Genomic DNA, 19,778 nt, shown 5'->3' with positions numbered 1-19,778 from the left:
ATTTAATGGACATGAATGAAAATAACAAGTCAAAAAATGCAATGATTATTTTTCATCAGACAATGAAGCAGATTGTTCTCATAGCGAGTCGACCTTCCGATATGATGGAAAATAGGCTTGGCAGATTCACTTGTTATTTTATTTAATGTCCCTAAGACACATTAAATAAAAGACCTTAGTAATAAATTACTAAAGCCTTTTATTTTTTATTCTTCGCCTACTAACTCGTTTTGATAATAAGCTGATACTCTATCAAATTCTTCCTCATCCGGAACAACAAGTTCATCTTCATCTAATCTGAAAAGATAAACTGAATCTTCTTCTGGATTTTGAGCTAAATAATATGCTTTCCCTTCGCATTCAAATTCATCGATTATAGGGCATGTAACTACATTTCCATTTTCATCTTCTAAATCTATAACGAAGTTTTCTTCATCATTGCAGCCACATCCGCATTCATGACCTTCATCATGGTTATGCCCACCGCATCCACAATTTCCTTCTTCACTATTGCATCCACATTTTTCTAAATCTTTTTCCATGTTTCAACCTCCTTTTGGTTCTTAATTAATTTTACCCTTAAATGATAAAAATTAAAACCCTTAAATAAAAAAATTGTAGCGTAATTTCAATAAATATTAGCTATTTACGTTTAAAAAATTCAATTCTTCGAAATTCCATCCAAATTATAGGTCATAAAAGACAAAACATTTTATATAGAAATGAAATTTATGTTATGTAATATTTATATACACTATAATTAATTTTCTGGATTCTATAGATAATCATGTATCTAATATATACGCTTTTTGAATGTGATTTTATTGTTGTAGCACATATATTCAGCTTTTCTAAGGACAAAATCCCAAACGACTGTGAAGCAGAAGATTTTTTACACATAAGAAGTACCTCGTTCACAAATTTAACTGCATCATAATTTCCTAAAGAATCAAAAAAGGAGCCACTTCCTATAGAATAATTTCTACAAAGAAGTGACTCCTCTTTTCGCGCAAATTTAGTTATTTCAATATTTTAATTACTATTGTTGATTAGCTAATTTCTTGTATCCTTCTAATCTTTCCATAGCATCTTTCTTAGTCTTTTCAAATAAAGCATCAGCTTGTTCTGGGAATGCCTTAGCAAGTGAAGAGTATCTTACTTCTCCCATTAAGAATTCCTTGAAGTCTGCAGTTGGTTCTTTTGAGTCTAATGTAAATGGATTCTTTCCAGCATCTTTTAATTCTGGGTTGAATCTATATGTTTGCCAATATCCACATGCACTAGCTCTCTTAGCTTCTTCTTGGCTGTTACCCATACCAATTCTTAATCCATGGTTGATACATGGTGCATAAGCTATTATTAATGATGGTCCTTTGTAAGCTTCAGCTTCTGCAATAGCTTTCATAACTTGGTTCTTATCAGCACCCATGTTAATTTGAGCTACATATACATAACCATAACTCATAGCCATCATTCCAAGATCTTTCTTCTTAGTCTTCTTACCACTTGCAGCAAACTTAGCGATTGCAGCAGTTGGAGTAGATTTAGATGATTGGCCACCAGTGTTTGAGTAAACTTCTGTATCTACTACTAATATATTTACATCTTCTCCTGAAGCTAATACATGGTCAACTCCACCGTATCCGATATCGTAAGCCCATCCGTCTCCTCCGAAGATCCATTGTGATCTCTTAACGAAGTAGTCTTTTTCAGCTAATATTTCTTTAGCTAATTCAGTGTTAGATGCTTCTAAAGCAGCTGTTAATTTATCAGCTCTTTCTCTAGTTCCTTCACCTTCATCTATATTATCTAACCATTCTTGTAATTCAGCTTTTGCTGGATCATTTGCAGCTATAGCAGCTTCAGCTTTTTCAGCTAATCTTTCTCTTATAGCCTTAACTCCTAAGAACATACCTAATCCGTATTCAGCATTATCTTCGAATAATGAATTAGCCCAAGCTGGACCATGTCCATTTTTATTCTTAGTGTATGGAGTTGAAGGAGCTGATCCTCCCCAAATTGATGTACATCCAGTTGCATTAGCAACCATCATTCTATCACCAACTAATTGAGTTATAGCTTTAACATATGGAGTTTCTCCACAACCTGCACAAGCTCCTGAGAACTCAAGTAATGGTTGCTCAAATTGGCTACCTTTAACTGTCTTCTTGTTCATTGGGTTCTTCTTAGCTGATATATCATGAGTTAAGTAATCCCAAGCTTCTATTTGGTCATGTTGAGATTCTTGTGGCTTCATAACTAATGCTTTTCCTGGTGCTGGACATATTTGAGCACAATTTCCACAACCTGCACAATCAAGTGGTGTTACACCCATTGTATAGAATAATGGTTCTTCTGTCTTTAATGCTTTTGCAGCCACAGCTTTATTTGCACTTGGTGCAGCATTTTTTTCTGCTTCAGTTAATAAGAATGGTCTTATAGAAGCATGTGGACATACCATTGAACATTGGTTACATTGGATACACTTTTCTGAATCCCATTCAGGAACATTTACTGCAATTCCTCTCTTTTCGAAAGCAGCAGTACCATTTTCAAAAGTACCATCTTCCATACCTGCAAATGCTGAAACTGGAAGTTGATCTCCTTCTTGTCTGTTCATTGGAATAACTATATCTTTAACGAATTTTGTAGCATGCTTAACTTCTTCTACTTCGTCATCTGCAACTGTCTTCCAAGCTTCTGGAATATTTATTGCAACAATTGATTCAACGCCCTTGTCTATAGCAGCGTTGTTCATATTAACAACTTTTTCACCCTTCTTACCATAAGAAGTTACAACTGAATCTTTTAAGTGTTTAATAGCATCTTCAACTGGAATAATGTTAGCTAACTTGAAGAAAGCTGATTGCATTATCATGTTGATTCTTCCACCAAGACCGATTTCTTGAGCAATACCTACAGCATTGATAGTGTAGAACTTAATGTTGTTGTTTGCTAAGAATCTCTTATATGCAGCTGGTAATTTTTCTTCTAAATCTTCTGGAGTCCAGATAGTATTTAATAAGAAAGTAGAACCTGGTTTTAATCCTTCAAGTACATTGTATTTGTGAATGTATGATTGGTTAGAACATGAAACAAAGTCTGCTTTGTTTATTAAGTATGGTGACTTAATTGCTTTCTTACCAAATCTTAAGTGAGATACAGTAATTCCTCCTGATTTCTTTGAATCATAGAAGAAATATGCTTGAGCATACATGTCTGTATTATCTCCAATAATCTTGATTGCACTCTTGTTTGCTCCAACAGTACCATCTGATCCTAATCCCCAGAACTTACAAGATGTAGTTCCTTCTGGAGTTGCATCTATATCTTCAGTTACTTCTAATGAAGTATTTGTAACGTCATCAACGATTCCGATTGTGAATCCATTCTTTGGTGTAGCTTGTGCTAAGTTAGCGTAAACTGCAGCAATATGTCCTGGATTTGGATCTTTTGAACCTAAACCGAATCTTCCACCAACAATAATTGGTGCATCAGCTTGTCCATAGAATGCATTTCTTACATCTAAGTATAATGGTTCTCCAGTTGATCCTGGTTCCTTAGTTCTATCTAAAACAGCAATTTTCTTAACTGTCTTTGGAATAGCAGCTAATAATCTTTCATTTGAGAATGGTCTGAATAATCTTACTTTAATAACACCAACTTTTTGTCCATTAGCATTTAAGTAATCTATAGTTTCTTCACAAACGTCTGTAGCAGAACCCATAGCTATAATTACTCTATCAGCATCTGGTGCTCCATAGTAATCGAAACAATGATATTCTCTACCAGTTAACTTAGTGATTTCAGCCATGTAATTTTCAACTGTTTCTGGTAATTCATTATAGAATTTATTAACAGATTCTCTTTCTTGGAAATAGATATCTGCATTTTGAGCAGTTCCTCTAGTTACAGGATGATTTGGGTTTAATGCTCTTTCTCTGAAAGCTTTAACTGAATCCCAGTCAAGTAAGTTTGCTAATTCATCATATTCTAAAACTTCAATTTTTTGTACTTCATGAGAAGTTCTGAATCCATCAAAGAAGTTTAAGAATGGAATTCTTGTTTTAATAGCAGTTAAATGAGCAACCGCTGCTAAATCCATAACTTCTTGAACTGATCCTTCTGCAAGCATTGCAAAACCAGTTTGTCTTGCTGCCATAACATCTTGGTGATCTCCAAATATGTTTAAAGCAGAAGTAGCTAATGCTCTAGCTGATACGTGGAATACTCCTGGTAACATTTCACCAGAAATTTTGTACATGTTTGGTATCATTAATAATAAACCTTGTGAAGCTGTATAAGTTGTTGTTAAAGCTCCAGCTTGTAAAGATCCGTGAACTGCACCAGCTGCTCCAGCTTCTGATTGCATTTCCATAACTTTTACAGGTTGTCCAAATATGTTCTTTCTTCCTTGTGCTACCCATTCATCTACATGTTCTGCCATTGGTGATGATGGTGTAATTGGGAATATTGCAGAAACTTCTGTAAATGCATAAGATATATGAGCTGCTGCAGTATTACCGTCCATAGTTTTCATTTTTCTCATCGCGTTGACCCCTCTTTCTAATTTTAAACATAAATTAGTAATTTAAATTTATTATATAAGTTAGTCTTAAAGACCACCTAATAAACATATTAATATTTAGCTTAAGAGATTTTTTAACATTAGACACACGAAACAATATGACAAACCTTATATTAATTAACTAGTTTTTTTCCTAATTGTTTAATAATGTTTGCCTGTGTTTTAGTTGGTGAATCTTTAATTGCTAAATCTCCAATTACATTAAAACCATAAGATGATATTTCATCTTTCCATAACTTCATGAAAGTATCTTCAATCCACCCGTAAGTTGCAAATAAAATACAATTTTTATTTTTATTTACATCTCTATAGTTTTGTAATTGATCTAAAAATGGTTTCATTTCCTCTTGTTCAATTTTAGTGGCATCTACTGCTGGGCTTCCAAAAGCAATAGAATCAGCTTCTAAAACATCTTCTACTGTGGCATCTGCAACGTGCTTTACAGTTACTTCTGCGCCTTGCGCTCTAGCACCATCTGCCATAGCATTCGCAAGTGCTTCTATATTTCCTCCACAACTCCAATAAATGATTGAAACTTTTTTCATTGAAATGCACCTCATCTTCTTGTTAAATAATTAACTTATGTTTTCACTAAAATGAACTTACCCTTTTATTATATCTCACATATTTTTTTTTGCAAGATTTGATTGTATAATTTGTACTTTTTTAAATAATAATTATAAGTCCAATAAATTATTTTTTTATCTTATACTTCTTAATAATACGTTTATTATTGCTTCAACACCGCTTTTAGCTTGACTCTTTTCCATATTGCTAATTAATTCTTGTTTTCTTTTTTTTAGTTCAAGGACTTTTTCATATAATATATTTTTATTAATTTCTTCTTCTTGCAGCATTAGTGAATATCCTTCTTTTTCAAATGACTTGGCATTTAATATTTGGTCACCTCTGCTTGCTTTTTTAGAAAGTGGTATTAATAGTGTCGGTTTTTTTAATGCTAAGAATTCAAATATGGAATTAGCTCCCGCTCTTGAAATTATATAATCACAAGCTTTCATAAGGTCTGGCAATTCTTCACTTACATATTCAAATTGCTTATATCCATTTTTATTTATAAAATTTTTATCTACATTACCTTTTCCGCAGATATGAATTATATTGAAATCTTTTAAAAGTTTGTCTAGATTTTTTCTTACTTCTTCATTTATAAGTTTAGAACCTAGGCTTCCTCCCATAATAAATAGAATTTCTTTGCTATCAGAAAATCCACATATTTTTTTCCCCCTAGCCTTATCTCCATTAAGTATTTCTTCTCTGATTGGGCTTCCTGTAAGTACCCCTTTATTATCCTTTATAAACTTTAGACTTTCTCTAAATGTGACACACAATTTATCGCAAAATGGTGCTGAAAGTTTATTTGCAAGTCCTGGCGTCATATCTGATTCATGCGCCACTACTGGTATTTTTTTTATAGATGCTGCTATTACAACTGGAACAGCTACAAAACCACCTTTTGAAAAAATCACATCTGGTTTTTCTTTAGATAATATTTTTAGAGCTTGAGCAATGCCTTTTAAAATTTTAAATGGATCAGTAAAATTTTTCACATCAAAATATCTTCGTAATTTTCCACATGAAATTCCGAAAAAAGGTATATTGTTTTTAGTTATTATTTCTTTTTCAATGCCATCAACACTTCCAATATATTTTATCTCAAAACCTTTTTGTTTTAATTTAGGAACCAGTGCTAAATTAGGGGTAACATGACCAGCAGTTCCTCCCCCGGTCATTATTATTTTATACTTAGCCAAAAACTATCATCCTTTCCTGGTAATAACTCAAAATTTTTACTATGTAATCTTAAGTTTATAACATCTTTCTATACTTAACCTAAAACTTTATACTTTTACCTATAATTTTGTACTACAATTTGGATAGTCGTATTACCATTATATTCATTAATACTTGGATAAAATACTAAATCAAGATTTACATGGTTGTATTCCCCATTATAAAGTTTTTGTAATTCTTCATTTCCATATTTATTGCTAACTTCTTCTTCAAATTTTTCAATATCCCCAAAATAAATGGCATCTAGAGTTTTGTTTAACTTGGTCTTCAGTTTCAATTTCAGTACATTTCTATTCTTTCCAAGTATTGTTGCTCTTAATAAATTAATATTTTTCTCAGCGAACAATGGTTTAGAATTTGCTTTACCAAAAGGCTCTAATCTTTCCAAATCATTTATCACATCGTAGTCTATAGCATCAATCGGCAAAACCGAATCTATAGTAACTTTTCTCAATAAATCCTCGTCTTTTAAAATTGTATTTTCATTTAATCTTCTTCTAAATTCATCTATATTCTCTTCCTTTAAAGAAAAACCTGCTGCCATAGGATGACCGCCAAATTTTTCAAGCAGATCTTTGCACTTAATAAGCTCTTCAAACATATTGTATTCTTCTATTGATCTCCCAGACCCCTTCACTCCATTCTCTGCTTTTGTTATAACCAAAGTTGGAACATTATATTTTTCTTTTATTCTTCCTGCTATTATACCCGCTAAACTTTCGTGTATATCCGGAATATAAATAACAAATACCTTATCATTTACCATCCCACTTTTTTCTATAATTTCAACAGCAGCTTCAACACCTCTCATGGTCATATCTTTTCTCTCTTCATTTAATCTAACTAACTCTTTTGCAAGCTTTACTGCTTCTTCCTCGTCATCCGAAAGCAATAATTCCAATCCTCTTTTAGCTGAGTCTAGTCTTCCTGAAGCATTTATACATGGTCCTATAATGAACCCAAGATGATACACTGATAAAGTTTTTTCTGTCAATTCGCACTCTCTTATTAATTCTTGTAATCCTAAGTTGGTCGTACTATTAATAAGCTCTAATCCCTTTTTAACGAATATCCTATTTTCATCTATTAGGTCAACAACATCACAAACTGTTGCTATTGCTAAAAATTCTATAAATTTATAGCATTCCCTTTTATCTATATTAAAAGTCTCATAAAGAACCTCTACAAGTTTAAATGCTACGCCTGCTCCACACAATTGTTCAAATTTATAATTACATTCACTTTGCTTTGGATTTACTACTGCATCAGCACTTAAACTTATGAATTCTCTAACATTATTTTCTTTCTCAACAAACGGTATATCATGATGATCTGTCACTATCACGGTAATTCCTAATTCTTTTGCATATTTTATTTGATCTATAGCCGATATACCATTATCACAAGTTAGAATTGTATCCACTCCATCTTCTTTTGCTTGTTTTATAATGCTCATATTAATTCCATATCCATCTTTTATTCTATCTGGAATTTCATAATCTACATTTGCACTACACCTTTTCAACGCTGAATATAAAATATAAATACTTATTACACCATCAACATCGTAATCTCCAACAATTCTTATCTTTTTCTGAGATTCTACTTTATCACGTAGTATATCAACCGACTTTTCTAGGTCTTTCATCTCTCTTGCCTTATGAAATTTATCAAAATCCGGATTAATATAACTTCTTATCATTTCATCACTTGTAATATTTCTATTTATTATAAGCTTGCTAACTAATTCTGAAAGTGCATATTTTTTAGATATGTATTTATAATCAGCTTTTATATTTTTTATAAACCATCTTTCTGACATTTCTTCTCCCCTCACAGCATGCCGCAATAATACCTCTAAGACCATTGATCCTAGAGGCTATATACTTTAAGTTTTCTATTTTTCTCATTTCTCTTATATGGAAATAACTCAAAACCTACTCGGTAAACTTTAGACCTTTCAACCTATAAACATCTTATATAACATACCAGATGAGATACTTTCTACTTTATGCTCATATCCAAGAATATCTAATAATTTATATGCAAATGCCATTGCTGTTGCAGGCCCTCTGCTAGTTACTATATTATTATCAACTACTACAGCATCTTCTAAATATTCGCAATTTGGCAATTCATCTTCATATCCTGGATAAGAAGTTATATTTCTTCCCTCTGTGATCCCAGCTCTGCCAAGAACTATCGGTCCTGCACAAATTGCTCCAATTAATTTTCCTTCCTTGTTTTGCTTTTCAACAAATTTTATTACTCTTTCATCGTCTCTCAAATTAGTAGCTCCTGGAATACCTCCTGGTATTACCACTAAATCATATTCCATCTTCTCATCAAAAAGCTTATCCGCCTGAACTACCACACCATGACTTGATTTAACTTGTTTTTCTGCAATTGATACTAAATCACAAGTTACATCTGCTCTTCTCATTATATCAGAGACAGTTAAAGCTTCTATTTCTTCAAAACCTTCTGCCAATAATACACATACTTTCTTCATATCAATTCCTCCTTAAATCTAAACAATGAGGATATCCTAAACTATTCTTTAGAACACCCTCATTCTATTTCTCTTCAATTCATATCTACATTATACCCTATTTATTGTTTAACTACCACAACTTAATGGCCAGAATTGGTAATTTTAAAATCTATAAGTTTCTAACCAACTACCATAAATGATTCACACATAATGATATATTCTGTGTGAGTCATTTACTTTGTTAAAAATAAAAATCAAAACTTTTATTTTATCGACAACATAACTAGTTGTGTTTAACGAGTTCCATATTGTGCTTAATAAGTTCCTCATTGTGCTTCGCACTTTTTTTTATAGGTGATAAGTTCTTGGTTGTGCTTCGCACTTTTTTTATAGGTGTACATCTTTAATTTCATCATCAAGTGAAACCATCATTATACTCGTTCCTCTTCCAGCTCTATTTTGTAATTTAATATCACTTATGTCCATTACTAATCTTTCCTTGCCTTTAGAAACAAGTGTGATTTTCGTATTATCTGAAGATAAAATCACGCTATTTTCATCACTCTTCACGTAATTGCTATGATACTTTCCAAAAATAACTTGATCTTCATCTCTTAGACTTATTCCAGTTACGCCTGATGCTATTTTACCCATAATATTTACATTCTCAACCGGGAATTTTATTGCCATTCCCTTTTTAGTTATCATAATTAAATGTCCAAACTTTGTTTGATTGATTTCTACAGATACCACTTCATCATCTTCAAACTTAAACTTATAGCATGCTTGCCTTAAAAAGTCACCCTCAAATTCTTTTAATAAGGTTTTCTTAACCATTCCCTTTTTGGTAAATGTGTATACTCCTAATTCCTCATTATAAGAATTAACCGAAATTAGACTTATTATTTTCTCTCCCTTTTCTAGTTTACCTGTAAATGCCTCTATATTTATTTCTTTATTCAAAACATTTTTCATTAAAAATACCGGTATTTTATATACATATCCCTTATTGCTAAAAATCAATAATTCTTTTAACGAGTTTGTTTTAACTTTTAATGAATCCTCTTTTATTCGCTCATAAAATTTGAACTTATTTTTATCCGTAATCCCAACACTTAACTCAAAATATTCAATTTCATTAGTATCTTCTACTTGATCAATTTCATCCTCTTCCGAGAAATTGAATAGCTGGTTAGGCAAAATATTCCTAGCAGTTTCTTCAAGATTTTTTATTTCTAGAGTAAATTCTAAACCTAATTTACTTTTAACTTTTAAGAATTTCTTTTCTTCTTCAAGCTCTCTTATGGATACATCAAGCAATTCATCGCCGTCTCTAATCTTTAACGCTTGAAGTTTACCATATGCAGTCTGGAATTTATCTAAAGAACTTAACTTAATTCCTCCATGTTTCGTTATAAACCTAAATGCTTTACTAGGATTAAAATTATCTATTGATATAGCTGCAATGATCTTCTCATTATCAAGATTTAAAGATTTAATAATCTCATCCAATCTATCCCCTTTTTCTTTCCATCTCATTTCAGGAATATTAATACCTTTGGTTTGATACATAAAACCTTTATCTGTAAATACAAGAAGTGTATCCTTAGTATTCGAATTTATTAAATATTTTAAAGAATCCCCTTCTCTATACTCAATATCTTCTGGATTAGAGTTAGATCTGGTGTAATTTTTTAATGGTATTCTCTTTACAAATCCATCTTTAGATATTGTTATCATAACTTCTTCTACAACAATTAATTCTTCAACGTCAATTTTACTTTCATTATCATCATGTATAATTTCAGTTCTTCTATCATTTCCGTACTTATCGCTTATTTCTTTTAATTCACTTTTAATAACTTTTAAAAGTTCTTTTTCGCTAGATAAAATCTTTTCAAGTTTCTTTATAAGTTTTTCAAGCTGTCCATATTCCTTTTCAAATATTTCTATTTCGAGACCTGTTAATCTATATAACATAAGTTCCAATATAGCTTGTGCTTGCGTCTCAGAAAATTCAAATCTGCTTATTAAGTTGTCCGATGCATCCTTTTTAGATTTTGAACTTCTAATGGTTGCTATAACTTCATCTAAAACACTTATAGCTTTGATGAAACCTTCAACAATATGATGTCTCTTTTTCGCTACATCAAGTTCTTTTTGGGTTCTTCTAGTTATTATTTCTTTCTGATGTTCTACATAATATCTTATTATAGCCCTTAAGCTCATGGTTTCTGGCTTTCCATTTGCAAGTGCTACCATGTTAAAACTTATGTTACATTGTAAATCAGTTTTTTTGAACAAATATTTTAGAATTTTATCAGCAACATCTTCATCAACATTTTTCTTTAATTCAATTACAGCTCTTATTCCACTTCTATCAGATTCATCTCTAATATCTGTTATAGATTCTAAGGCTTTTGCATGTCTCTTATCTCCAGTCATTTCAGATATTGTTTGAAGAATCTTAGACTTATTCCTTCTATACGGAAATTCAGTTATAATTATTCCTATTCTTCCATTTTCTAATTTTTCAATTGAAGTTTTTGCTCTATACGCTACTTTTCCTTCACCAGTTTCATATGCTGATAAAATGGATTTCTCCCCTATTAAAATTCCACCAGTAGGTAAATCTGGTCCTTTTATATATTTCATAAGTTCAGAAGTAGTTATTTCATTATCATCAATATATGCTAGTACTCCTTCTGTTACCTCTCCCAAATTATGTGGTGGTATATTAGTTGCAAGTCCAACAGCTATACCGAACGCTCCATTTACTAATAAATTAGGATATCTACTTGGTAATACTTTAGGTTCCATTTCACTATCTGAGTAGTTTGGAACCATTTCTACTGTATCCTTTTCAATATCTCTCAGCATTTCCATAGCAATAGGAGATAATCTGGCTTCTGTATATCTCATAGCAGCCGCACCATCACCATCAATAGATCCCCAATTCCCGTGTCCTTCAATTAGTGGCGCTCTTGTCGAAAAATTTTGAGCTAGAATTACCATAGATTCATATACAGATGAATCTCCGTGAGGATGATACTTACCCAAAATATCTCCAACTATTCTTGCTGATTTATAATAAGGTCTATCAGGAAAGGCTTTAAGCATATATGAACCGTATAAAATTCTTCTATGCACAGGTTTAAGCCCATCTCTCACATCAGGAAGAGCTCTATCTTTAGCAACTTCTATAGCATATGGTAAATAATTTTCTGGCATTGCTTCTTCTAACGGAATGCCAATTATATTATTATCTTTAGGTATAATATTTTCATTTTTCTTTGCCATACTTTTCTCCTTTTTTAATATACAGTTAGCGTCCTTTAATGTCGCATATAAACAATTGTGTTTATGCTCTACAATTTATTTTTTCGTTATACATCTTTTTTGATGTACATATTTTATTAAAGCATTCTAGCAAACTTTATTTTTACGCTAATAGAATCTAAGCTTTTTAAAATTCTCCATACTTATACATATAATTCTTTCTAGGTTCAACAATATCGCCCATAAGTAACGAAACCATTTTTTCTGCTTTTGCTGCATCTTCTATAGTTACTTGAAGCAGCGTTCTACTTTCTGGATTTAATGTTGTTTCCCATAACTGATCTGGATTCATTTCTCCTAGTCCTTTATATCTCTGAATCAATGACCCTTTTCCTACCTGTTTCTTTGTACTTTCAAGTTCGTCATCACTATATGCATATTTAATTATAGTTTTACCTTTAGTTTCCCTATATACTTTGTACAATGGAGGCTGTGCTAAATATAAATGTCCATTAGCAATAAGCGGCCTCATATATCTATAAATATAAGTCATCCATAGTGTCCTAATGTGATATCCATCTACATCAGCATCACTCATTATTATTATCTTGTCATATTTCAAATCTTCTTCTTTATAGTTGTCTAAAGTCCCTGTTCCAACAGCAGTGTTAAATATTTTTAGTTCTTCAGATGCTAATACATTTTCAAGTTTTTGCTTTTCGGTATTCATTATTTTACCTTTTGATGGCATTATAGTTTGAAACCTTCTGTCTCTAGCTTGTTTTGCAGATCCTCCTGCCGAATCTCCTTCCACAACTATAAATTCATTTACTGTTTTATCTTTCAATGTACATACCGCAACTTTTCCTGCAAGCGGTGCTGTACCTTTTCCTATTTTCTTTTTTTCTGCTTCATTTATTTTCTTAATCTTATCTCTTCTTTTAGCAGCTTCTAATGCATTGTTAATTATACTTGTTGCCAAAGTTTTATTATCTTCTATCCATTCAGAAAATTTAGTATACACTAAATCATTCATCATGGTATATGCTTCATTATTTCCAAGTTTAGTTTTAGTTTGACCTTCAAAGATGGGATTTGTGATTTTAATTCTTACAATGGCAGTCATGCCTTCTCTTAAATCATCACCTTCAAATTCTTTATCTTTTTCCTTAACCAATCCTAACTTTTTAGACCATTCTTTAAAAGCTCTTGTCATTCCAGTCTTAAATCCAGTCTCATGAGTTCCGGCTTCTGTTGTAGGAATATTATTTACATAACTCGCAATATATTCAGTAGTTGAATCAGTAAACTGAATACAGACTTCACCATATAATTGAAGTTCTCCAACAGTTCTTTCGCCATCGAAAATTATGGGTTCTTCATGAATTGGTGTTTTGCTTTCGTTTAGATAATTTATAAAATCTAAAAGACCATTTTCCGAGTAATATTCTTTAGAGATTTCTTGTCCTTTTCTCTTATCTATTAATTCTAGTCTTATCCCCTTATTTTGGAATGCTAATTCTTGTAATCGACTATCTATTATATCAAATTTAAAATCAGTAGTTGAGAATATTTCTTTATCTGGCTTAAATGTAATCTTTGTTCCAACCTTGCCTGTTTTTCCAATAGTCTTCAAGCTGCCAACAGCTGTTCCTGGCATCTCTCTTTTTAATTCTTTATCAAAAGTATATTCAAATCTTTGTCTATATATATTTCCGTTTTGATAGACTTCAACCTCCAACCATTCTGATAAAGCATTTACTACTGCTGCTCCAACTCCATGAAGCCCTCCAGACGTCTTATAATTTTTATTATCAAACTTTCCTCCTGTATGAAGCTCAGTAAATACCATTTCAACTCCAGATTTCTTTTTAATTGGATGAATTCCTGTAGGAATACCTCTCCCATTATCCAATACGGTTACGCTTTTATCTTCATTTAACGTTATCGTTACTTTGTCACCATATCCATTAGCTATTTCATCTATGGAGTTATCTATTATTTCCCATATACAATGATGTAACCCCTTACTACCTGTAGATCCTATATACATACCCGGTCTTATTCTTACAGGTTCTAACTTTTCAAGTGATGTTAAATCTGTTACATCATAGGCATTAGTATTTTTTACTTCCATAAAACTCCTCCATTTGAACACCAGTTCTTATTTTTTTCGTAATTATTTCGCTCTATAAAATATACTGCCTTTCTGCTTTAATGTCAAAAAAAACTTAAATATTATTAATTACTTAAGTAATATACTCTTAGGAATGAATATTATTTCCTTAGCATATTTCACTTATAATTATATTTGCATATGTAAGTTAATAATATACATCTATATCTAAATTCATATTTTATTTTAATAATGCCTAACATAAAAACAGTTGGTTAATGTGCCTAAAGCTATTCATAAAAATAGGATGTCAAAAATGCTTTTCTAACCATTTTACGACATCCTAATTTCTAAATTATACTTTTGTTTAGAGTCTTATACATCACATATTTCTATCTTTCTAACATGTTTAGTGTGACTCCATTCTTTATTATTCTTATTTAATATACCTTGAATTGTAATTGGTATCCATGTTAATGTGTATAAAGCATATAGCCAAAATCTAAAGAATAAGATCAATTCTCTCTTTCCTAATAATATCCCTGTTAATATCAAGAATGCTAAGTTATACCCTACTCCAATTATCCAGGCAATAATCCAATTATCCATATTAGCTGTTAAATAAGGAACTACAAAAACATTACTAGAATATAATACCATCATAACTAAGAATGGTTTTGTAATTTTTTTATCAATTGTTAATATTAACGGAGTAATCAAAAATTGAATAGCCGCAAATGTTTTAAAACCAACATCACTAAATAAATAATTTATAATAAATATATTTACGCCTGTAGTATTCGCCTGTATCAATGTTAAAACTGCTGAAATACCTAGTAATAACGTTACAAAAGGCTGCAATACGTATAGTGCACAGTCAAACATATAAAATTTTCTTTCCATTATTGATTTCTTAACGAGCTTAAAGAAATATCTTGAAGCAACATCTGTAAATCCTTGCATCCATCTTTTTCTCTGAGTCCATGATTGTTTAAGCTTTAATGGTTTTTCATCATATATAATCGCATCATGAGCCCAACCAACTTTTTCTCCATTTAGTACAAGCTTACAAGAGAATTCTAAATCCTCTGTTAAACAGGTAGCACCCCAGCCTAATTTTTTCAATGTCTTAGTTTCAATAGCAAATCCTGTTCCACCAATTTGATTAGAAAACCCTATATTAGCTCTAGCTAATTGGAACATTCTGTTTTGAGTCCAAAAAGCTATTGAATAAGCGGCAGAAATCCATGAATCATCTGGATTCTTACTATCTATATATCCTTGAACAACTTTATAGCCTTCCAGCATCTTTGAATTAATCTCTTTTAAGAAATCTTTATGTACAAGATTATCTGCATCGAAAATAGCAATAGCATCATACTGTTTTTCCATTGCAAATAACTTTGCAAACATCCACTCTAACGCATAACCTTTTCCTCTTTTATCTTTTGCAAATCTTTCACAAACATTTACTCCATAATTCTTAGATATCTTAGCTGTATCATCTGTGCAATTATCTGCAATAACAAAAACATCATACATTTCCTTAGGATAATCTAGTTTTAACATACTTTCTATGAGACTACCAATAACAACTTCCTCATTATGCGCTGCAATTAACAATGCAAATTTATTTTTAGGTTCATAGTTCTTATTTTCTTTCTTTCTGAAAAGCCCTATAACTCCTAAAGCTAAATAGTAACATGTTATCGCAAAAACAAAAATTTGAAAAAATGCTGTTATGGTAAAAATGTATTTTCCCATTACATTCACTCCTAATATTTAATGAGATTTATTCCCATTTATTATTTTATATATTTATCATCATACTATACCTATTTAATAATATTTCAATAAAAATAAAAAATCAACCCTATTTTCTTAAGATAAAATTAATATTGCCTTGATAAAATCCTTTACATATTATTTTTTCTAGCGTAATTTCTGATATTTCCCAAGTAATAAAAATATATAAATTTATTTAGTTTTTATATTGTTTATTTGATATTTTATAAGTGATATATCCAATTAATGCTCCCCCAATAAGTCCACCTATGTGTGCATAATTATCAATATTTCTTACACTCAATCCTATAAATAAATTTATAAGTATTATTTGTAGTAAGCTAGATATATATTTTTTCTGCAATCTATGTCTCTCTATAATTGCAAATGCTAACAAAGCTCCCAAAAGGCCAAATATACCGCCTGATGCTCCTACTGATATAGTATATGGACTTGCTAGATAACTTAATATTGATGCTGTTATACAAGAAGTGATGTAAATAACTAAATATTTTTTAGCTCCATAAATCTGTTGAATTTGTGGACCTATTATATACAAAGAATACATATTAAATGCTATGTGTATAAGACTAGAATGTAAAAAAGCACAAGTTAATAATCTCCATATTTCTCCATTGTTTATAAGTTCATTATATTTAGCTCCAAATCTTATTAATACTGAATTATTTATTACATTTATCATTTCCTCTGATAACAATTGTGATGAACCTAATGAATGCTTAATATTGTAAATTTCAATTTGCATTACTACAAATATTACTATATTAATTGATATTAAAATCATTGTTGGAATTTTATATCTAAAAAAGTCTTTCCTATTGTCAGTATTACCTACCTCACTTTTATTTATATACACTTCAAATATCTTTTTCAATGGCAAACATGACTTATCACAGCTATTAACTTTATAATTCTCCTTATTCACAATAAGTTTATTTGCCATGGTTGTATGATTTATATATGTATATTCTTGTTTAGATAAAATTATCATATTTAGGGAAAAGTCTTTTCCTAAAGTTTTTAGATATTCAAAAGCTTCTAAAGAATCTATATTTTCATTTTCTTCATCGCTTATCAAAACACAATATATTCCATTCGATAACTCTTTAATTGCAAGAAATATTTCTTTTTCATGAAAATTACTATAATATTGCTTCATATAGAAACTTTCTGTATTTAACAAAATCTTATAAAACTCTTCTTTAAAGTTATTCATAATCCCTTACCCATTCTCATTTAAAAATTTATATCTTAGTTTATAATGTAAATTCACAATTATAGACAATTTATTTACTGCTTTAATTGTGAATTTCACATTATACGTTATAAAATATCTCTTAGATTATACTTTATTATTTCATGAGTTCTATTTATCTATCATATCTAAAAGTTCATTAAATCTCTTTATTGTAGCTTCTATTGGCGTATCTGTTGTCATATCTACTCCTGCGTTCCTTAAAATATTTATTGGATAATCACTTCCACCTGATTTTAAGAATCCTTTATATTTTTCTACTGCATTTTCTTTCCCGTCTAAGATAGCTTTCGAAAAAGCTGAAGCTGCAGCATAACCTGTAGCATATTGATAAACATAAAAATCCGAGTAAAAATGAGGAATTCTTGACCATTCAACATCTACCTCTTTATCTATCACAATTTCATTTCCAAAGTACTTAACATTTAAATCATGCCAAGCTTTATTATAATCTTCTGCTGTTAATGGTATTCCTTTTTCTAGTGTTTCATGTGTATATAATTCGAATTCTGCGAACATCAGTTGTCTAAATACAGTTGTTCTTATCTGTTCTAATTCTTGGTTTATTAAATATAATTTTTTCTTCTCATCCTTTTCATTTTCAATTAGATAGTGAATAAGTAATGATTCATTCGTTGTAGATGCAACTTCTGCACAGAATAAAGTATAGTTTGCATAGTAATATGGCTGCTCTTTTCTTGAATAATATGAATGAATCGAATGACCCATTTCGTGTGCTAATGTCGAGACATCTCCTAATTCATTATTATAATTCAATAATACATAAGGCATTGTATCATACCCACCCCAAGAGTATGCTCCTCCTCTCTTTCCTTTGTTTTCATATATATCTATCCAACCATCATTGACTCCACTTTTAAATATGTCTAAATACTCTGTTCCTAAAGGATTTAATGCTTTTAATACTATATTTACTCCATCATTAAATTCAATTTTTTCTTTTGGAATTTCAATGACTGGAACATATAAATCATACATGTGGATTTCATCCAATCCTAATAATTTCTTCTTAATATTTACATATCTATGAAGCGAATCCAAATTGTTATTTATTACTTTAATTGCATTTTTATAAACTTCTAAAGGAATGTTATTAGGTTTCAGTGATGCTTCCAATGCACTGTTATATTTTCTAACTCTGCTGCTGAAATTGAAAGTTTTTATTGATGCACTTAGAGAAGTTGCTAGAGTATTCTTCAATTTATCATATTCTCCAAACAATTTTTCAAATGCTGCTTTTCTTACCTGTCTATTTTTACCTCTTATGAATGAAGAATAGTTTCCTTCTGTTAATTCAACTTCATTACCATCTTCATCCTCTATTTTCCCAAATGTCATATCTGCATTAGTTAATATATTGTGTATTGCAGAAGGTGCATCCAAGCAATCTGATGCTGCCGCCAATAATTCTTCCATTTCTTTAGACAATATGTGTGGCTTTTCTTTTAGTATATCATCAATTAAAAATTCAAATTGTTTTAATTCATCTAACCTATTTATTTCACTTTTAATAAAACTATCATCTAGACTTAAGATTTCTGGTACAAAAAAAGCTGTGTAACTCGCAAGCTCCGCCATATATATATCTACTTTACTCATTAAACTTTGGTAAGTAGTATTTGAAGTATCTTCATCACACTTCAAGTGAGCATAAATAAATAAATTTTCTGCCTTTCTAGATACTTTTTCATTAACCTTTAAGTAATCTAGTATTGCTTCTCCATTTACAAGTTTTCCCGAAAAATCTTTTAATCTGATTGCTTCATTTTTTACATCTTCAAAGTCTTTTTCCCAATCCTCTATACTCTTATAAATCTTATCAACCTTCCATTTAAACTTATCTTCAATTTCTTCTCTTTTCTTTAAATCGCTCATATTAACACACCTTCCTTTATAAATTTTAGTGAAATTCTAAATCTTACTTATCTCAAGAATATTACCATATATATTCTTAAGAATATGCTTTGGAAATGCATACAAATGACTATAAAATATCTTTTATCTATTCTGTATATTCAGATTCTTTTCCTTGAATAGACTCAAATACTGCGTTCATTTCTCTGTCTATTATTGATACAACTTCTTGTATTTTCCCTTTTATTACATCATAGTCATCTACATACTTAAATTTTATTATATATGTGGGATTGTATTCTTCTAAATCCTCTTCAATTTCATATCCCTTTTCAGTAAACACTTCATTATTAAATAGATCATATATTGCTGAGTATTCCCATTCTTCTACATTTTTATTTGTATCGAAATACATATATACAATATCATCCAACACATAAAGTTTTTTTACAAATAATGCTCCTTCATTTACTTCAAAACTTCCTAGTTCTTTCTTTATGAATCCTGTTTCCTTATCTTTTTCTATTAATACTAAACTTGAAAAATCCATAGT

The 19,778-nt window shown here is 30.5% G+C and carries 12 protein-coding genes; all 12 read right to left on the bottom strand.

Annotated features, from left to right (window positions below):
• Positions 1 to 206: 206 nt before the first annotated feature.
• The gene (locus T483_RS0118860; protein ID WP_026888228.1) at positions 207 to 542 is read right to left on the bottom strand and encodes a DUF1292 domain-containing protein; all 336 of its coding nucleotides are present in this window, start codon (positions 540 to 542) and stop codon (positions 207 to 209) included.
• Positions 543 to 1,039: 497 nt separating this feature from the next.
• The gene (gene nifJ, locus T483_RS0118855; protein WP_026888227.1) at positions 1,040 to 4,549 is read right to left on the bottom strand and encodes a pyruvate:ferredoxin (flavodoxin) oxidoreductase; all 3,510 of its coding nucleotides are present in this window, start codon (positions 4,547 to 4,549) and stop codon (positions 1,040 to 1,042) included.
• 152 nt (positions 4,550 to 4,701) lie between these two features.
• Positions 4,702 to 5,133, bottom strand: a complete 432-nt coding sequence (locus tag T483_RS0118850) for a flavodoxin domain-containing protein (protein ID WP_026888226.1) — start codon at positions 5,131 to 5,133, stop codon at positions 4,702 to 4,704.
• A gap of 156 nt (positions 5,134 to 5,289) precedes the next feature.
• Complete coding sequence (locus tag T483_RS0118845; protein ID WP_026888225.1) at positions 5,290 to 6,360, bottom strand: undecaprenyldiphospho-muramoylpentapeptide beta-N-acetylglucosaminyltransferase; 1,071 nt, start codon at positions 6,358 to 6,360, stop codon at positions 5,290 to 5,292.
• Positions 6,361 to 6,455: 95 nt separating this feature from the next.
• Positions 6,456 to 8,222 (bottom strand): single-stranded-DNA-specific exonuclease RecJ, encoded by a 1,767-nt coding sequence (gene recJ / locus T483_RS0118840; RefSeq protein WP_026888224.1) that lies wholly within the window; start codon positions 8,220 to 8,222, stop codon positions 6,456 to 6,458.
• A 138-nt stretch (positions 8,223 to 8,360) separates the two neighbouring features.
• Entirely contained in the window at positions 8,361 to 8,912 is a 552-nt protein-coding gene (locus T483_RS0118835; protein ID WP_026888223.1) for a DJ-1 family glyoxalase III, read from the bottom strand.
• Between the two features lie 369 nt (positions 8,913 to 9,281).
• On the bottom strand, positions 9,282 to 12,194 hold the full coding sequence (locus T483_RS0118830) for a DNA topoisomerase IV subunit A (protein WP_026888222.1): 2,913 nt from the start codon (positions 12,192 to 12,194) through the stop codon (positions 9,282 to 9,284).
• Positions 12,195 to 12,360: 166 nt separating this feature from the next.
• The gene (locus T483_RS0118825) at positions 12,361 to 14,310 is read right to left on the bottom strand and encodes a DNA gyrase/topoisomerase IV subunit B (RefSeq protein WP_026888221.1); all 1,950 of its coding nucleotides are present in this window, start codon (positions 14,308 to 14,310) and stop codon (positions 12,361 to 12,363) included.
• A gap of 354 nt (positions 14,311 to 14,664) precedes the next feature.
• Complete coding sequence (locus T483_RS0118820; RefSeq protein WP_026888220.1) at positions 14,665 to 16,053, bottom strand: glycosyltransferase family 2 protein; 1,389 nt, start codon at positions 16,051 to 16,053, stop codon at positions 14,665 to 14,667.
• 217 nt (positions 16,054 to 16,270) lie between these two features.
• Positions 16,271 to 17,311 (bottom strand): rhomboid family intramembrane serine protease, encoded by a 1,041-nt coding sequence (locus tag T483_RS0118815; RefSeq protein ID WP_026888219.1) that lies wholly within the window; start codon positions 17,309 to 17,311, stop codon positions 16,271 to 16,273.
• 150 nt (positions 17,312 to 17,461) lie between these two features.
• Positions 17,462 to 19,246, bottom strand: coding sequence for an oligoendopeptidase F (gene pepF / locus T483_RS0118810; protein ID WP_026888218.1), 1,785 nt, complete (start codon positions 19,244 to 19,246; stop codon positions 17,462 to 17,464).
• A 127-nt stretch (positions 19,247 to 19,373) separates the two neighbouring features.
• Complete coding sequence (locus T483_RS0118805; protein ID WP_026888217.1) at positions 19,374 to 19,775, bottom strand: DUF6762 family protein; 402 nt, start codon at positions 19,773 to 19,775, stop codon at positions 19,374 to 19,376.
• Between the last annotated feature and the right edge of the window lie 3 nt (positions 19,776 to 19,778).

Source organism: Clostridium beijerinckii HUN142, from assembly GCF_000621745.1.
In the GTDB taxonomy this organism is placed as follows: domain Bacteria; phylum Bacillota; class Clostridia; order Clostridiales; family Clostridiaceae; genus Clostridium; species Clostridium beijerinckii_A.
The sequence above is the reverse complement of the archived record's forward strand: the minus strand, read 5'-3'. Positions and strand labels throughout refer to the sequence as shown.

Coding starts and splice junctions, on each gene's coding strand:
- T483_RS0118860 (WP_026888228.1), bottom strand. CDS start 542: ATGGAAAAAGATTTAGAAAAATGTGGATGCAATAGTGAAGAAGGAAAT.
- nifJ (WP_026888227.1), bottom strand. CDS start 4,549: ATGAGAAAAATGAAAACTATGGACGGTAATACTGCAGCAGCTCATATA.
- T483_RS0118850 (WP_026888226.1), bottom strand. CDS start 5,133: ATGAAAAAAGTTTCAATCATTTATTGGAGTTGTGGAGGAAATATAGAA.
- recJ (WP_026888224.1), bottom strand. CDS start 8,222: ATGTCAGAAAGATGGTTTATAAAAAATATAAAAGCTGATTATAAATAC.
- T483_RS0118835 (WP_026888223.1), bottom strand. CDS start 8,912: ATGAAGAAAGTATGTGTATTATTGGCAGAAGGTTTTGAAGAAATAGAA.
- T483_RS0118830 (WP_026888222.1), bottom strand. CDS start 12,194: ATGGCAAAGAAAAATGAAAATATTATACCTAAAGATAATAATATAATT.
- T483_RS0118825 (WP_026888221.1), bottom strand. CDS start 14,310: ATGGAAGTAAAAAATACTAATGCCTATGATGTAACAGATTTAACATCA.
- T483_RS0118820 (WP_026888220.1), bottom strand. CDS start 16,053: ATGGGAAAATACATTTTTACCATAACAGCATTTTTTCAAATTTTTGTT.
- T483_RS0118815 (WP_026888219.1), bottom strand. CDS start 17,311: ATGAATAACTTTAAAGAAGAGTTTTATAAGATTTTGTTAAATACAGAA.
- pepF (WP_026888218.1), bottom strand. CDS start 19,246: ATGAGCGATTTAAAGAAAAGAGAAGAAATTGAAGATAAGTTTAAATGG.
- T483_RS0118805 (WP_026888217.1), bottom strand. CDS start 19,775: ATGGATTTTTCAAGTTTAGTATTAATAGAAAAAGATAAGGAAACAGGA.